Origin of the sequence: Kaistia geumhonensis (genome assembly GCF_030815145.1) — a bacterium.
In the GTDB taxonomy this organism is placed as follows: domain Bacteria; phylum Pseudomonadota; class Alphaproteobacteria; order Rhizobiales; family Kaistiaceae; genus Kaistia; species Kaistia geumhonensis.
On sequence record NZ_JAUSWJ010000001.1, the window covers coordinates 3175780 to 3191000 of the forward strand.

General features: G+C 68.6%; 12 protein-coding genes. 2 read left to right on the forward strand and 10 right to left on the reverse strand.

Annotated elements, in window-relative coordinates:
- The first annotated feature begins 86 nt into the window (after positions 1-86).
- Positions 87-893 carry an MmyB family transcriptional regulator gene (locus QO015_RS15050; protein ID WP_266278461.1) on the forward strand — a complete coding sequence of 269 codons (807 nt, stop codon included), beginning with the start codon at positions 87-89 and terminating at the stop codon, positions 891-893.
- On the opposite strand, the gene QO015_RS15055 is transcribed toward QO015_RS15050, so the two are convergent.
- Positions 878-2128: an Hsp70 family protein gene (locus QO015_RS15055; RefSeq protein ID WP_266278460.1), complete on the reverse strand. Its 1251-nt coding sequence runs from the start codon at positions 2126-2128 to the stop codon at positions 878-880. The genes QO015_RS15050 and QO015_RS15055 overlap by 16 nt on opposite strands.
- 230 nt (positions 2129-2358) lie before the next feature.
- Here QO015_RS15055 and QO015_RS15060 point away from each other — a divergent pair, with 230 nt between their 5' ends.
- Positions 2359-3693 carry an MFS transporter gene (locus tag QO015_RS15060; RefSeq protein ID WP_266278459.1) on the forward strand — a complete coding sequence of 445 codons (1335 nt, stop codon included), beginning with the start codon at positions 2359-2361 and terminating at the stop codon, positions 3691-3693.
- 16 nt (positions 3694-3709) lie between these two features.
- Here QO015_RS15060 and lpdA read toward each other — a convergent pair whose 3' ends face one another.
- The 9 genes from lpdA to QO015_RS15105 all read right to left on the reverse strand — a co-directional run bounded on the left by lpdA (position 3710) and on the right by QO015_RS15105 (position 15211).
- The gene (gene lpdA, locus QO015_RS15065) at positions 3710-5110 is read right to left on the reverse strand and encodes a dihydrolipoyl dehydrogenase (protein ID WP_266278458.1); all 1401 of its coding nucleotides are present in this window, start codon (positions 5108-5110) and stop codon (positions 3710-3712) included.
- Between the two features lie 73 nt (positions 5111-5183).
- Entirely contained in the window at positions 5184-6434 is a 1251-nt protein-coding gene (odhB, locus tag QO015_RS15070) for a 2-oxoglutarate dehydrogenase complex dihydrolipoyllysine-residue succinyltransferase (protein ID WP_266278457.1), read from the reverse strand.
- Between the two features lie 69 nt (positions 6435-6503).
- Positions 6504-9494 (reverse strand): 2-oxoglutarate dehydrogenase E1 component, encoded by a 2991-nt coding sequence (locus tag QO015_RS15075; protein ID WP_266278456.1) that lies wholly within the window; start codon positions 9492-9494, stop codon positions 6504-6506.
- A 108-nt stretch (positions 9495-9602) separates the two neighbouring features.
- A complete protein-coding gene (gene sucD / locus QO015_RS15080) occupies positions 9603-10487 on the reverse strand; it encodes a succinate--CoA ligase subunit alpha (RefSeq protein ID WP_266278455.1) in 885 nt (294 codons plus the stop codon).
- On the reverse strand, positions 10487-11686 hold the full coding sequence (sucC, locus tag QO015_RS15085; protein ID WP_266278454.1) for an ADP-forming succinate--CoA ligase subunit beta: 1200 nt from the start codon (positions 11684-11686) through the stop codon (positions 10487-10489). Before sucC ends, sucD begins: the two co-directional genes overlap by 1 nt.
- Before the next feature lie 28 nt (positions 11687-11714).
- A complete protein-coding gene (mdh, locus tag QO015_RS15090) occupies positions 11715-12680 on the reverse strand; it encodes a malate dehydrogenase (protein WP_266278453.1) in 966 nt (321 codons plus the stop codon).
- Positions 12681-12838: 158 nt separating this feature from the next.
- The gene (zapE, locus tag QO015_RS15095; protein ID WP_266278452.1) at positions 12839-14005 is read right to left on the reverse strand and encodes a cell division protein ZapE; all 1167 of its coding nucleotides are present in this window, start codon (positions 14003-14005) and stop codon (positions 12839-12841) included.
- A gap of 30 nt (positions 14006-14035) precedes the next feature.
- Positions 14036-14629 carry an AprI/Inh family metalloprotease inhibitor gene (locus tag QO015_RS15100; protein ID WP_266278451.1) on the reverse strand — a complete coding sequence of 198 codons (594 nt, stop codon included), beginning with the start codon at positions 14627-14629 and terminating at the stop codon, positions 14036-14038.
- Between the two features lie 198 nt (positions 14630-14827).
- Positions 14828-15211, reverse strand: a complete 384-nt coding sequence (locus QO015_RS15105; RefSeq protein WP_266278450.1) for a VOC family protein — start codon at positions 15209-15211, stop codon at positions 14828-14830.
- Positions 15212-15221 lie beyond the last annotated feature (10 nt).

Sequence of the window (15221 nt, forward strand, 5' to 3'; positions counted from 1 at the left end):
CGCGCGGCGTTCCGCGCTGCCTGCTATCGGTACTGCGGCGCTTACCCTGTTACCAGATGCGAGTTTATCCTGTTATAAGCGCCACCATGGACGGATCGATCGCGACGAGGCGGCACGCGCTGGGGGATTTCGTACGGGCCCATCGCGCGCGGCTGCAACCGCTTTCCTTCGGGCTCGATCCCGGCCGGCGGCGGCGCACGCCGGGCCTTCGCCGGGAGGAGCTGGCGCAGCTCGCCGGCGTCAGCGCCACGTGGCTCGCCTGGATCGAACAGGGGCGCGACGTCTCGATCTCCGCCCCGGCGCTGGCGCGGCTCGCGCGCGCCATGCGGCTGACCGTGGCCGAGCGGGCCTATCTCTTCGGTCTCGGCGGCCGCGCCGATCCCGAGGAACAGCCGGGCGAGGGCGGCGAACTCGCCGAGGGGCTGGCGGCGATCGTCGGTGCCATCGCCTTCCCCGCCTATCTCATCGACCGCACATGGACGGCGCGCGCCTTCAACGCCGCCGCCGCACGGCTCTTCGCCGGCTGGCTCGACGGCACCGAGCGCAACCTGCTGCGCTTCATCTTCCTCGATCCGGCGGCCCGGCGGCTGATCCGCGATTTCGAGACGCGCGCGCGGCGCGTCGCGGCCGAATTCCGCGCCGATTATCGCCGTCATCTGGCTGCGCCGGAAATGAAGGCGCTCGTGGCCGACCTCGCCGCGCAAAGCCCGCTCTTCGCCGAGGCCTGGGACGAGCAGGCGGTGGTCGACCGGGAAGGCGGGCTGCGCCTCTTCGACCATCCGGTCCGGGGCCATCTCGCCTTTCGCCAGACGACCCTCCAGCCGGCGCTGCACCCCGAACTGAAGCTCGTGGTGCTGGAGCCGCTCGGCTCCGAGGCTCAGGCGGTGCCGTAGCGGCGCGCCGCCTCGATGGTGAGCCCCATGCCGACCGATCCGAAAGTGTCGCCGTCGACGGGACGCGCCTCCGGCAGGGCGGCGAGGATCGCCTTGCGGACATGGGCGAGCCGCGTCGAGCCGCCGGTGAGGAAGACGGCATCGACGGCTTCCGGCTTCAGCCCGGCCATCGCCAGGCAGATCCCGACGCGGCGGGCGATGCCGTCGGCGAGGTTCGCCGTCTCGGCGACCAGCGTATCGCGGGTCATCCGCGCCGCCAGCGAGCTCTCGATCCAGTCGAGCGGGATATCGGCGGTCGCGACATCGGAGAGGACGATCTTCGCCGCCTCGACCTCGATGGCAAGGCGGTGGCCGCCGCGTTCGGCGATCACATGCTGCAGCCGCTCGATGAGTTCGGGATGGCGTGCCTCGCGGCGCACTTCCTGCAACGACTTCGTCACGCCGCGCTCATAGAGCCGGTTGATCGTCGACCAGGTCGCGAGGTCGTGGAAATAGCCGGAGGGGACGGGCAATCCCTCGCGCTTCATGGCGCTGCGATAGCCGAGCAGCGGCATCACCGTGCCGAGGCTGAGCTGGCGGTCGAAGTCCGTGCCGCCGATCCGGACGCCGTCATTGGCGAGGATGTCGTCGCCGCGATCCGCCCTGCCGCGCCGCTCCGGGCCGATGCGGACGATCGAGAAGTCCGAGGTGCCGCCGCCGATATCGGCGATGAGCGCGATCTCCTCGCCGTTCACCTGCCGCTCATAGTCGAGCGCCGCGGCGATCGGCTCGTACTGGAACGAGACCTCGCCGAAGCCGACTTCGCGGGCGATGGCGCCGAGCACCTCCTCCGCCTTGCGGTCTCCGGCCGCGTCGTCGTCGACGAAATGCACCGGCCGCCCATGCACGACCGCATCCAGCGAGCGGTCGGCCACGGCCTCCGCCCGCCGCTTCATGACGGCGACGAAATGGGCGATGACCGAGCGGAAGCCGACGCGGCTCCGGCCGACCTGCGTCGTCTCGTCGATCAGCGGATTGCCGAGCACGGATTTGAGGCTGCGCATCAGCCGTCCGTCCTCGCCGTCGACATAGGCGCGGATCGCCGCCCGGCCGACGCGGGGCGCCGCTTCCTTCGAATAGAAGATGGCGCTCGGCAGTGTCACCGAGTCGCCTTCGAGCGCGACGAGCGCCGGCTCGGCGGCGGCGAGCCCGAGCGTCGAGTTGGACGTGCCGAAATCGAGGCCGCAGGCGGTCATGACGCTGCTCCGGATTGGGGGCGGGTTGACGGGAGGGGCGGTCTGGTTAGTGGCATCCGGCGCGAAGATCAAGCCCGCGCGGTCCGGGCGGCCGCCCCGAGCCATTCCCAGCGGTCCGATCCCGTGCTTTTCGCGCGAACCGATGCGTAGCCCGGAGCGTTTCTTCCGCGGTTGCCTCGGCGCGGCGAAGCGGCGAGACTGCGGTCCATTCAAGCGAAGAGGGCAGGGGCATGGCGTCTGGTGCGCGCACGCGCGGCATGGGGATCGAGGCCGCGCTGGAAGCGGCGGGCACCGGTCCGTTCCACCTGAAGCTCATCGGCATCTTCGGTCTCGTCTGGGCGGCGGATGCGATGCAGGTCATCGCCATCGGCTTCACCGCGCCGTCGATCGCGGCGAGTTTCGGCCTCACGGTTCCGGCGGCGCTGCAGGTCGGCACGGCGTTCTTCGTCGGCATGCTGCTCGGCGCGGCGCTGCTCGGCCGGCTTGCCGACCGCATCGGCCGCCGCAACCTTCTCGTCTTCACGGTGCTGGCCGATGCCGTCTTCGGCCTCGCCTCCGCCTTCGCGCCGAGCTTTCCCATCCTGATCGTGCTGCGTCTTCTCACCGGCATCGCCGTCGGCGGCACGCTTCCCGTCGACTATGCGCTGATGGCCGAGTTCCTGCCGCCGAGCCGCCGCGGCCGCTGGCTGGTGGCGCTCGAGGGCTTCTGGGCGGTCGGCACGCTCGCCGTGGCGCTCGCCGCCTGGTACGCCTCCGCCTCCGGCTTCGCCGAGCCCTGGCGCTTCGTCTTCATCATGACCGCCATCCCGGCGGCGATCGGCATCGGGCTCCGCCTGCTCGTCCCCGAGTCGCCCTATTTCCTGGCGCGGAGCGGGCGGGTGGAGGAAGCGCGGGCCGTGATCGCCCGCATCGCCGACGAGAATGTCGGCCGGCCGCCGGAGGGGCCGCTCCTCGTGCCGCCGCCGACGCCCAACCCGCCTTTTTCGGCGCTGTTCGTCGCGCCGCTCGGCCGGCGCAGCAGCCTCATCCTCGCGGTGTGGCTGCTCGTCTCCGTCGCCTATTACGGCGTCTTCACCTGGCTGCCGGGCCGGCTGGTCAGCGAGGGGCACGGCTTCGTGCGCGGCTACGGCTTTCTCGTGCTGCTCGCGCTGGCGCAATTGCCCGGCTATGCGCTGGCGGCCTATGGCGTCGAGCGCTTCGGCCGCAAGCCGACGCTGATCGCCTTCATGCTGCTCTCGGCGGTCGGCTGCTTCCTCTATGCCGTTTTGTCGGATCCCGGCCCGATCGCGGCGGCGATGCTGCTCATGAGCTTCGCGCTGCTCGGCACATGGGGCGCGCTCTATGCCTTCACGCCGGAACTCTACCCGACATCGCTGCGCGCCAGCGGCATGGGGGCGGCCGGGGCCATGGCGCGCCTCGGCGGCCTGCTGGCGCCGACGGCCGTTGGGCTCGTCGTCGGCTTCAGCTTCACGGCGGCGCTGGCGATGTTCGCCGCCATGCTCGCGCTCGGCGCCATGGCGGCGAGCCTCATCGATGTGGAGACACGCGGGGTCCCGCTCGAATGAGCGGGGCCAAGGCCGATCACATGTGGATCGGCTTGGTCCAGGCGGCAAGCGCCGCTTCCTTGACGCTTTCCGACATGGTCGGATGCGCGTGCGTCGTGCGGCCGAGATCCTCGGCCGATCCGGCGAATTCCATCAGCACCACGATCTCGTGGATCATCTCGCCGGCGCCCGTGCCGACGATATGGCCGCCGAGCACGCGGTCCGTCTTGGCGTCCGAGAGGATCTTGACGAAGCCCTCGGTCTGCAGCATCGCGCGGGCGCGGCCATTGGCCGAGAAGGGGAACTTGCCGATCTTGTAGTCGATGCCGGCCGCCTTCAGCTCTTCCTCGGTGGCGCCCACCGAGGCGATCTCGGGATTGGTGTAGACGACGGCGGGAATGGCCCCGTAGTTCACATGCCCCGCCTGGCCGGCCAGGATCTCGGCCAGCGCCACGCCCTCGTCCTCGGCCTTGTGGGCGAGCATAGGGCCGGCGATGACGTCGCCGATCGCATAGATGCCCGGCACATTCGTCTGGTAATGCGCGTCGACCTTGACGCGGCGGCGCTCGTCGAGCGCGACGCCGGCCTCGGCGAGGCCGAGACCTTCGGTATAGGGACGGCGTCCGATCGCGACGAGCACGACGTCGGCGTCCAGAACCTCGGCGCTCCCGCCTTCCTTCACCGGCTCGACCGAGACCTTGAGGGACTCGCCGCTGGCGTCGACGGAGGTGACCTTGGTGCCGAGGCGGAAGGCGATGCCCTGCTTCTGCAACATGCGCTGGAACTGCTTCACCACCTCGCCGTCCATGCCCGGCAGGATGCGGTCGAGGAACTCGACGACCGTGACCTCGGCGCCGAGGCGCCGCCACACCGAGCCGAGCTCGAGGCCGATCACGCCGGCGCCGACGACGATCAGCTTCTTCGGGACGCTGGAAAGCTCCAGCGCGCCGGTCGAGGTGACGACGCGCGTCTCGTCGATCGTGACGCCGGGGAGCGGCGCGGAGTCGGAGCCGGTGGCGATGACGATCGCCTTCGTCTCCAGCACCTCGGTCGCGCCATCGGCCTTGGTCACTTCGACCTTGCCCGTCGCGAGGATCCTGCCCGTGCCGATGATGCCGTCGATCTTGTTCTTCTTGAAGAGATAGGCGACGCCGTCGACATTCGACTTCACAGTCGCGTCCTTGTGGGCGAGCATCGCCGGCAGGTCGAGCTCGGCCGGGCCGACCTTCACGCCGAGCGCGCCGAGATGGCCGACCTCGTCGAACCGCTCCGAGGCATGCAGCAGCGCCTTCGACGGGATGCAGCCGATATTGAGGCAGGTTCCGCCATAGGTGGCGCGCTTCTCGACGACCGCGACCTTGAGGCCGAGCTGCGCCGCCTTGACCGCGCAGACATAGCCGCCCGGACCGGAACCGATGACGATGAGGTCGTAGGACATTCGTTTCTGACTCTTGGCTCAGCGGCTGGCTGACATCCGGCGTGCCGCCGGGGCGGCGTCCGAAAGGCGGCGCTTAAAGATCGAGGATCAGGCGCTGCGGGTCTTCCAGGCTCTCCTTGACGCGGACGAGGAAGGTCACGGCTTCCTTGCCGTCGACGACGCGGTGATCGTAGGAGAGCGCCAGATACATCATCGGGCGGATCTCGATCTTGCCGCCGACCACCATCGGCCGCTCCTGGATCTTGTGCATGCCGAGGATGCCGGACTGCGGCGCGTTGAGGATCGGCGTCGACATCAGCGAGCCGTAGATGCCGCCATTGGTGATCGTGAAGGTGCCACCCTGCATCTCCTCGATCTTCAGCTGCCCGTCACGGGCGCGCTTGCCATAGCCGGCGATGGTCTTCTCGATGCCGGCGAGCGAGAGCTGGTCGGCATCGCGCACCACCGGAACGACGAGGCCCTTGTCGGTCCCGACCGCGATGCCGATGTGGTAGTAGTTCTTGTAGACGAGATCGGAGCCGTCGATCTCGGCGTTCACCGCCGGGATGTCCTTCAGCGCCTGGATCACCGCCTTCACGAAGAAGCCCATGAAGCCGAGCTTGGCGCCGTGCTTCTTCTCGAACACGTCCTTGTACTGCGAACGCAGCGCCATGACCGCGCCCATGTCGACCTCGTTGAAGGTCGTCAGCATGGCAGCGGTGTTCTGTGCGTCCTTGAGGCGGCGCGCGATCGTCTGGCGCAGCTTGGTCATGCGCACGCGCTCCTCGCGCGAGGCGTCGTCGGCCGGCGAGGGCGCGCGCGGAGCGGCGGGCGCCGGCGCGGCGGCTGGCGCCGGGCCGCGCTCGATGGCGGCGATCAGGTCGCCCTTGGTGACGCGGCCGTCCTTGCCGGAACCGGCGACGCCGCCGACATCGACGCCGCTCTCGGCGGCGAGCTTGGCGACGGCCGGGCCGTTCGCGTCGGCCGTGACGGGCTTTGCCGGCGCGGCGGCGGGCGCCGCCTTGACGGGCTCGGCGGCCTTGGCCGGCTCGGCAGCCTTCGCAGGCTCCGCGGGCTTGGCCGCGGGCTTCGCGGCAGCACCGGCACCGCCCTCGGCGATCGAGCCGAGCAGCGCGCCGACGCCGACGGTATCGCCGTCCTTGGCCTCCTGCGCCTCGAGCACGCCGGCGCTCGGCGCGGGAACCTCGATCGTGACCTTGTCCGTCTCGAGCTCGACCAGCGGCTCATCGGCAGCGACGGTGTCGCCCACCTTCTTGAACCAGCGCCCGATCGTCGCCTCGGTCACGGATTCGCCGAGGGTGGGTACGCGGATTTCGGTTGCCATGACCAGGTCTCTGCCGTTCGGATCGTCGTTGATGGGGTTGTCTGAAGGGCGGCGCTGCGCCGCCCTCCGTCAGGCGAAGGCTTCGTCGAGGAAGGACGCGAGTTGGGCGAGATGCTTCGACATGAGCCCGGTCGCGGTCGCCGCCGAGGCGGGGCGGCCGACATAGCGGGCGCGCTTCGCAGCGCCGCCGGCCTGGCCGAGCACCCATTCGAGATTGGGCTCGACGAAGGACCAGGCGCCCATGTTCTTGGGCTCTTCCTGGCACCAGACGACCTCGGCATTCTTGAAGCGGCCGAACTCGCCGACCAGCGCCTTGAGCGGGAACGGATAGAGCTGCTCGACGCGCATCAGATAGACGTCGTCGATGCCGCGCTTCTCGCGCTCCTCGTAGAGATCGTAATAGACCTTGCCGGTGCAGACCACGACGCGGCGGATCTTGTCGTCGGGCGCGAGCTTGATGACCTGGTCCTTCAGGAACTCGGCATCGTCCCACAGGAGACGATGGAAGGACGAGATCGGGCCGAACTGCGCGATATGCGACACCGCCCGCTTGTGGCGGAGCAGCGACTTCGGCGTCATCAGGATCAGCGGCTTGCGGATGTCGCGCTTCAGCTGGCGGCGCAGGATGTGGAAGTAGTTGGACGGCGTGGTGACGTTCGCCACCTGCATGTTGTCCTCGGCGCACATCTGCAGGAAGCGCTCGAGCCGCGCCGAGGAATGCTCGGGACCCTGGCCCTCATAGCCATGCGGCAGCAGGCAGACGAGGCCCGACATGCGCAGCCACTTGCGCTCGCCCGACGAGACGAACTGGTCGAAGACGACCTGCGCGCCGTTCGCGAAGTCGCCGAACTGCGCTTCCCACAGGGTCAGCGTGTTCGGATCGGACAGCGAGTAGCCGTATTCGAAGCCGAGCACGGCCTCTTCCGAGAGCATCGAATTGATGACCTCGTAATTGCCCTGGCCTTCCTGGATGTTGTTGAGCGGGATGAACCGCTCCTCGGTCTCCTGGTCGTAGAGCACCGAGTGGCGCTGCGAGAAGGTGCCGCGCTCCACGTCCTGTCCGGACAGGCGGATATGGTGGCCCTCGATGGCGAGGGTCGCGAACGCCAGCGCCTCGGCCGTCGCCCAGTCGATGCCGACGCCCGTCTCGATCGCCTTCCTGCGATTGTCGATGAAGCGCTGGACCGTGCGGTGGATGCGGAAATCGGCCGGGATGTCGGTCAGCCGCGCGCCGATGCGCTTCAGCTCGTCGATCTCGAGGCCGGTCTTGCCGCGGCGCGGATCATCGTCCGCCTGCGCGGCCTTCAGGCCCGACCAGGCGCCGTCCAGCCAGTCGGCCTTGTTGGGCTTGTAGGCCTGGCCGGCCTCGAACTCGGTCTCGAGCTTGGCGCGCCAGGCGGCCTTCAGCTCCTCGACCTCCTCGGCCGTGACGAGGCCCTCGGCGATCAGCTTGCCGGCATAGAGATCGACGATCGCCGGATGGCTGCGGATCGTCCGGTACATCAGCGGCTGCGTGAAGCCCGGCTCGTCGCCTTCGTTGTGACCGAAGCGGCGATAGCAGAACATGTCGATGACGACAGGCTTGTGGAAGCGCTGGCGGAACTCGATCGCCACCTTGGCCGCATAGACCACGGCTTCCGGATCGTCGCCGTTCACATGGAAGATCGGCGCCTCGATCATCTTGGCGACGTCGGAGGGATAGGGCGACGAGCGCGAGAAGCGCGGATTGGTCGTGAAGCCGATCTGGTTGTTGACGATGAAGTGCACCGAGCCGCCGGTGCGGTGGCCCTTGAGGCCCGAAAGGCCGAAGCACTCCGCGACGACGCCCTGGCCGGCGAAGGCCGCGTCGCCGTGGATCAGCAGCGGCAGCACCTCGGAGCGCACATAGTCCTTGCGCTGGTCCTGCTTGGCGCGCGCCTTGCCGAGCACCACCGGATCGACGATCTCGAGATGCGAGGGATTGGCGGTCAGCGACAGATGCACCTTGTTGCCGTCGAACTCGCGGTCCGACGAGGCGCCGAGGTGATACTTGACGTCGCCCGAGCCCTCGACGTCGTCGGGGGCGTAGGAGCCGCCCTTGAACTCGTGGAACAGGGCGCGATGCGGCTTGGCCAGCACCTGCGTCAGAACGTTGAGGCGGCCGCGATGGGCCATGCCGAGCACGATCTCGCGCACGCCGAGATTGCCGCCGCGCTTGATGATCTGCTCGAGCGCCGGGATCAGCGCCTCGCCGCCGTCGAGCCCGAACCGCTTGGTGCCGGTGAACTTGACATCGAGGAACTTCTCGAAGCCCTCGGCCTCGACCAGCTTGTTGAGGATCGCCTTCTTGCCTTCGTTGGTGAAGGAGATGGCCTTGTCGGGACCCTCGATGCGCGCCTGGATCCAGGCCTTCTCGGCCGGATCGGAGATGTGCATGAACTCGACGCCGAGCGTCGAGCAATAGGTGCGCTTCAGGATCGCCAGCATCTCGGGGATGGTGGCGAATTCGAGCCCGAGCACGTGGTCGATGAAGATCTTGCGGTCGTAGTCGGCCTCGGTGAAGCCGTAGCTCGAGGGGTGCAGTTCCTCGTGGTCGCCGACCGTCGCGAGATGCAGCGGGTCGAGATCGGCATGCAGGTGGCCGCGCATGCGGTAGGCGCGGATCATCATGATGGCGCGCACGCTGTCGCGCGCCGCCTGCTGCAGCGCCGCCTCGGAGACGGCGGGGGCGGGCGCGGCGCCGTTGGCCGGCGCGGGCGCCGTCTTCGCCGCGGCCTCGGCCTTCGCCTTCAGCTTGTCGGTGACGATCTTCTCGATCTGGCCCCAGTTGCCGTCCATGGCCGAGACGAGCTCGCCATTGGCGTGGATCGGCCAGTCGGGCCGCTGCCAGGTCGCGCCGCGGGCTTCGGCCGCGACCGTGCGCGGGTCATCCTTGAGCGCGGAAAAGAAATCCCGCCACTCGGCATCCACCGAGGCGGGATCCTTCTCGTACCGCCCGTACAGGTCCTCGATATAGGCGGCGTTGCCGCCATAGAGGAAAGACGAGGATTGGAACGCCGCGTTGGCTTGTTCGCGTGCCATTGTTCAAGCGAGGAGCCGCCGCTCCTCTCTCCCTGATCGCGCGGCCGCCGGTGGCCGCGCCGTTTCGTTGTCCGACATAAGCTGCCCCGCTGATGTCGGTCCTTACCACTAACCCTTCAAGACCTCGACCAAGGTCTTTCCAAGGCGGGCCGGAGAAGGCGAGACACGAATGCCCGCCGATTCCATGGCCGCGATCTTGTCCTCGGCGCCGCCCTTGCCGCCCGAGATGATGGCGCCGGCATGGCCCATGCGGCGGCCGGGAGGCGCCGTGCGGCCCGCGATGAAGCCGACCATCGGCTTCTTGCGGCCGCGCTTGGCCTCGTCCTTGATGAACTGCGCCGCGTCTTCCTCGGCCGAGCCGCCGATCTCGCCGATCATCACGATCGACTCCGTCGCATCATCGGCCAGGAACATTTCCAAAATGTCGATGAATTCGGTGCCCTTGACCGGATCGCCGCCGATGCCGACGGCCGTCGTCTGGCCGAGGCCCTCGTTCGAGGTCTGGAACACCGCCTCGTAGGTCAGCGTGCCGGAGCGCGAGACGATGCCGACGCTGCCCTTCCTGAAGATGTTGGCGGGCATGATGCCGATCTTGGATTCGCCGGCCGTGACGACGCCCGGGCAGTTCGGCCCGATCAGCCGCGACTTCGAGCCGGAGAGCGAGCGCTTCACCTTCACCATGTCGAGGACGGGAATGCCCTCGGTGATGCAGACGATGAGCGGGATCTCGGCGTCGATCGCCTCGCAGATGGCGTCGGCGGCGCCGGGCGGGGGCACATAGATGACGGAGGCATCGGCGCCGGTCGCCACGCGCGCCTCGGCGACAGTGTCGAACACCGGCAGGCCGAGATGGGTCTGGCCGCCCTTGCCGGGCGAGGTGCCGCCGACGAGCTGCGTGCCATAGGCGAGCGCCTGCTCGGAATGGAAGGTGCCGTTCTTGCCGGTGAAGCCCTGGGTGATGAGCTTCGTGTTCTTGTCGATCAGGATGGACATCAGGCAGCTTCCTTCACGGCCTTGACGATCTTCTGGGCCGCATCGTCGAGATCGTCCGCGGGAATGACGTTGAGACCGCTCTCGCGGATGATCTGCTTGCCGAGTTCGACATTGGTGCCCTCGAGGCGCACGACCAGCGGCACTTCGAGGCCGACCGCCTTCACCGCGGCGAGCACGCCGCGCGCGATGACGTCGCATTTCATGATGCCGCCGAAGATGTTGACGAGGATGCCCTTCACCTTCGGGTCGGAGGTGATGATCTTGAAGGCCGCCGTCACCTTCTCCTCGCTGGCGCCGCCGCCGACATCGAGGAAGTTGGCCGGGCTCTCGCCATAGAGCTGGATGATGTCGAGCGTCGCCATCGCGAGGCCGGCGCCGTTGACCATGCAGCCGATCGTGCCGTCGAGCGCGATATAGGCGAGATCGAACTTCGAGGCCTCGATCTCCTTCTGGTCCTCCTCGGTCTCGTCGCGCAACGCGACGACGTCCGGATGGCGGTAGAGCGAGTTCGAATCGAACGACACCTTGGCGTCGAGCACCTTGAGGTGGCCGTCCTTGGTGACGATGAGCGGGTTGACCTCGAGCATCGCCATGTCCTTGGCGACGAAGGCCGCGTAGAGCTTCGAGACGACGTCGAAGGCTTCCTTGGCGAGCGGGCCGGAAAGGCCGAGCGCCTTGGCGACCGTCAGGCCGTGATGCGGCATGATGCCGGTCGCGGGGTCGACGGAGAAGGTCTTGATCTTCTCGGGGGTCGAATGGGCGACTTCCTCGATGTCCATGCCGCCTTCCGTCGAGACGACGAAGGCGATGCGCGAGGTCTCGCGGTCGACCAGGAGCGAGAGGTAGAACTCCTTCTCGATGTCCGAGCCGTCCTCGACATAGAGGCGGTTCACCTGCTTGCCGGCCGGGCCGGTCTGCACGGTGACGAGCGTCGCGCCGAGCATCTCGGTGGCGAACTGCTTCACCTCGTCGATCGAGCGGGCGAGGCGGACGCCGCCCTTCTCGCCGGCGCTCGCTTCCTTGAACTTGCCCTTGCCGCGACCGCCGGCATGGATCTGCGACTTCACCACCCAGAGGGGGCCGCCGAGCGTGCGCGCCGCGGCCTCCGCCTCGGCGGCCGAGAAGATGGCGACGCCGTTCGACACCGGCGCACCGAATTCCTTCAGCACTGCCTTGGCCTGGTATTCATGGATATTCATGGGATGCGCTCCGCTGGCTCTGCCGGGATCAGGCGCCGAGCGCCGGGACGATCTTGACGCAGGCCTCGACGAGGCCCTCGACCGCGCTGATCGACTTGTCGAGCATCGCCTGCTCCCTGGCGTCGAGCTCGATCTCGATGATCCGCTCCACGCCCTCGGCGCCGATGACGATCGGCACGCCGATATAGCGGCCCGAGACGCCATACTGGCCGTCGAGCTGGGCGGCGGCCGGCAGGACGCGCTTCTTGTCCCTGAGATAGCTCTCGGCCATCGCGATCGCCGAGGCGGCGGGGGCGTAGAAGGCCGAGCCGGTCTTCAGGAGGTTCACGATCTCCGCGCCGCCGTCACGGGTGCGCTGGACGATCTCCTCGAGGCGCGCCTCGGTCAGCCAGCCCATCTTGACGAGGTCGGTCAGCGGGATGCCGGCGACCGTCGAGTAGCGGGTCAGCGGCACCATGGTGTCGCCATGGCCGCCGAGCACGAAGGCGGTGACGTCCTCGACCGAGACCTTGAACTCGTCGGCGATGAAGTGGCGGAAGCGCGCGCTGTCGAGCACGCCGGCCATGCCGACCACCTTCTTCGGCGAGAGGCCGGAGAACTTCTGCAGCGCCCAGACCATCGCGTCGAGCGGATTGGTGATGCAGATGACGAAGGCATCGGGCGCATGGGTCCGGATGCCGGCCCCCACCTGCTCCATGACGCCGAGATTGATGCCGAGCAGGTCGTCGCGGCTCATGCCGGGCTTGCGCGGCACGCCGGCCGTGACGATCACGACGTCGGCGCCGGCGATCGCCTCGTAGGACGAGGCGCCCGAGATGGCCGAATCGAAGCCGAGGACCGGCGCGGCCTCGGCGATGTCCAGCGCCTTGCCCTGCGGAACGCCGTCGGCGATGTCGAACAGGACGATGTCGCCGAGCTCCTTGAGGCCGGCGAGAAGGGCGAGCGTGCCGCCGATCTGACCGGAACCGATCAGGGCAATCTTGGCTCGAGCCATGTGAAAGGTCTCCCGCGAGAGGTTTACCTAAACGTAAGGTCCACAGTCGGATGGCTGCCGGAACGGGGTCGCCATAGCGCGATTAGCTGAACGGCGCAAGTCGAACAAATCCCGCGAGGCAAGGAAATCCGCCATCTCGCGGTCAGCTTACGTTTGCGTCAGGTCTCGGCGATGAAGCCCTTGTGGGCGCCCTGCTGATAGTCGCGCGAGCGCATTTCGGTGAGGCGCGAGGCGGTCCGCGCGAACTCGAAAGCCTCGGTTCCGGTCTCGGCGCGATAGAGATCGTCCGGCTCCGCGGCGGCCGAGACGATGATGCGGACATGGCCGTCATAGAGCGCGTCGATCAATGTGATGAAGCGCTTGGCCTCGTTGCGCCGCGTCTCGTCCATCACCGGGATGTGATCGATGACCACCGTGTGGAAGGCATGCGCGACGGCGAGATAGTCGCTCGGCCCGAGCGGGCGGCCGCAGAGATCGGCGAAGTCGAAGCGCGCCACACCCTTCGCGGCGGCCGGCACCGCGACGTCGCGGCCGAGCACCGACAGCGTCGTCGGGCCGGGATCGCCACCGGCGGTGAGCTTTGCGAAGGCGGCGTCGAGCGCGGCATCCGCCTCCGGCCCGAGCGGCGTCAGGTAGAGCGGCAGCGCGTCGAGCTTCTCGCGGCGATAGTCGGTGCGCGCGCCCAGCTCCACCACCTCGCAGCGCTGCTTGAGCAGCGCCACGAAGGGCATGAAGTGATCGCGGTTGAGGCCGCCGCGATAGAGATCGTCGGGGGCGACGTTCGAGGTCGCGACCATGACGACATCGGCGGCGAAGAGGCGGGTGAACAGCCGCCCGAGGATCATCGCATCGGCGATGTCGGTGACCGTGAATTCGTCGAAGCAGATGAGCTCGGTCTCGGCGGCGATGGCGTCGGCGACCGGCGCGATCGGGTCGTCGCCCTTGATGGTGCCGGCCTTGATGGCCTCGCGGGCGCGGAACACCCGCGCATGCACGTCGGCCATGAAGTCGTTGAAATGGGCGCGGCGCTTCTTCTCCGGCACGGCCGCCGCGAAGAAGAGGTCCATCAGCATGGTCTTGCCGCGGCCGACGGCGCCATGGACATAGAGGCCGCGCACGGCCTCGCGTTCCTTCTGCCGCTTGCCGAACAGCCAGCCGAGCGCGCTCGATTTCGAGGCGAGCCTTCGGCCGGCGAGGTCGCTGTTCAGCGCGTCGAGCCGGGCGACCAGCGCGCGCTGCGCCGGATCCCCCTCGATGGCGCCGTCCGCGACCAGACGTTCATAGGCGTCGGCGACCGCGCCGCGAACCGGCAGCCCCTCGCGCACGCGGCGGTCCTCCGGATGCTGGCGGCGCGATCAGCGCGAGAAGGAGACCGGCTGGCCCGAATCGGCCGAGCCTTCGAAGCGGTTGGTGCCGGCCGGGCTGAGGCGGGCCACCGGCGAGCCGCCGGAACCGGCGAGCACGACCTGCGAGCCGGAAAGGCTCCAGGCCGAGATGCCCTTCAGCGTCGGCGAGGTGCAGCCGCGGGTCGAGGCGCGATAGCCGCCGGTCCAGGAGGTCAGCGTCATGAAGAGCTGGCAGCTCTCGCCGCCCGACTTCAGCGACCAGCCGCCGAGGAGGTCGGTGCGGCCGAGTTCGGCGCGGGCCGTGCTGGTATTGGGGGCGGTGACCTGCGCGGGCGCGGCCGGGGTGGCCGGCGGCAGCGTGGCGGCGTCGGCGGGCGGAAGCGTCGCGGAAGCGGGCGGCGTCGCCGGCAGGCCGGGCGCGTTGGGGTCGGCGGCCGGGGGCGGCAGGGCCGACTTCTCGATGGGGACGGCGGCGACCGGCGGCAGCGTGTCGTTGTCGACCACGCGCTGCTGGTCGACCGGACCGAGACCGACGGCGCCGAACGAGCCGCAGCCGGCCAGCGCCGCAGTGAGCAGGATCGGCGCAAGACGGCCAACTCGCATCGCATTCTCCTTCATCGGGCGGGGCACCCGGTCGCACATGGGGAAAGGGACCATTTCATCCGGCCTGGCGGGCGGCGCCAAGCGACGCGGCAGTCTTTCGCTGCGTCGCACATCCACCCTTCGGTTCGCGCATACGGCATCTTCAAGGCAGCGACAAGGCACGCGAAAGACACAGGGACCGAAAAACGGGCGCGTTCCTCATTCTGCGGCGTGACAGCAGGCCTCGATATTGTGCCCGTCAGGATCGAGGACGAAGGCGCCGTAGTAGTTCGGGTGGTAATGGGCGCGGATGCCCGGCGCTCCATTGTCGATCCCGCCGGCGGCCATCGCCGCCGCATAGAACGCATCGACATCCGCCCGGCGGCGGGCGGCAAAGGCGACGTGGAGATGCGGCGTCGTGCGGCCGCCCTCGGAGATCCAGAAATCCGGCTTGCCGGCGCCGAAACCCGCGCCCTTGACGCCGGCCTCCTCGGGAATGCGCATGACGAGCGCAATCCCGAGCGGGGCGAGCGCGCGCTCGTAGAAGGCGACGGATGCGTCGAAATCGGCGACCTGGACGCCGATGTGATCGAGCGTGGACATGGGTCATCTC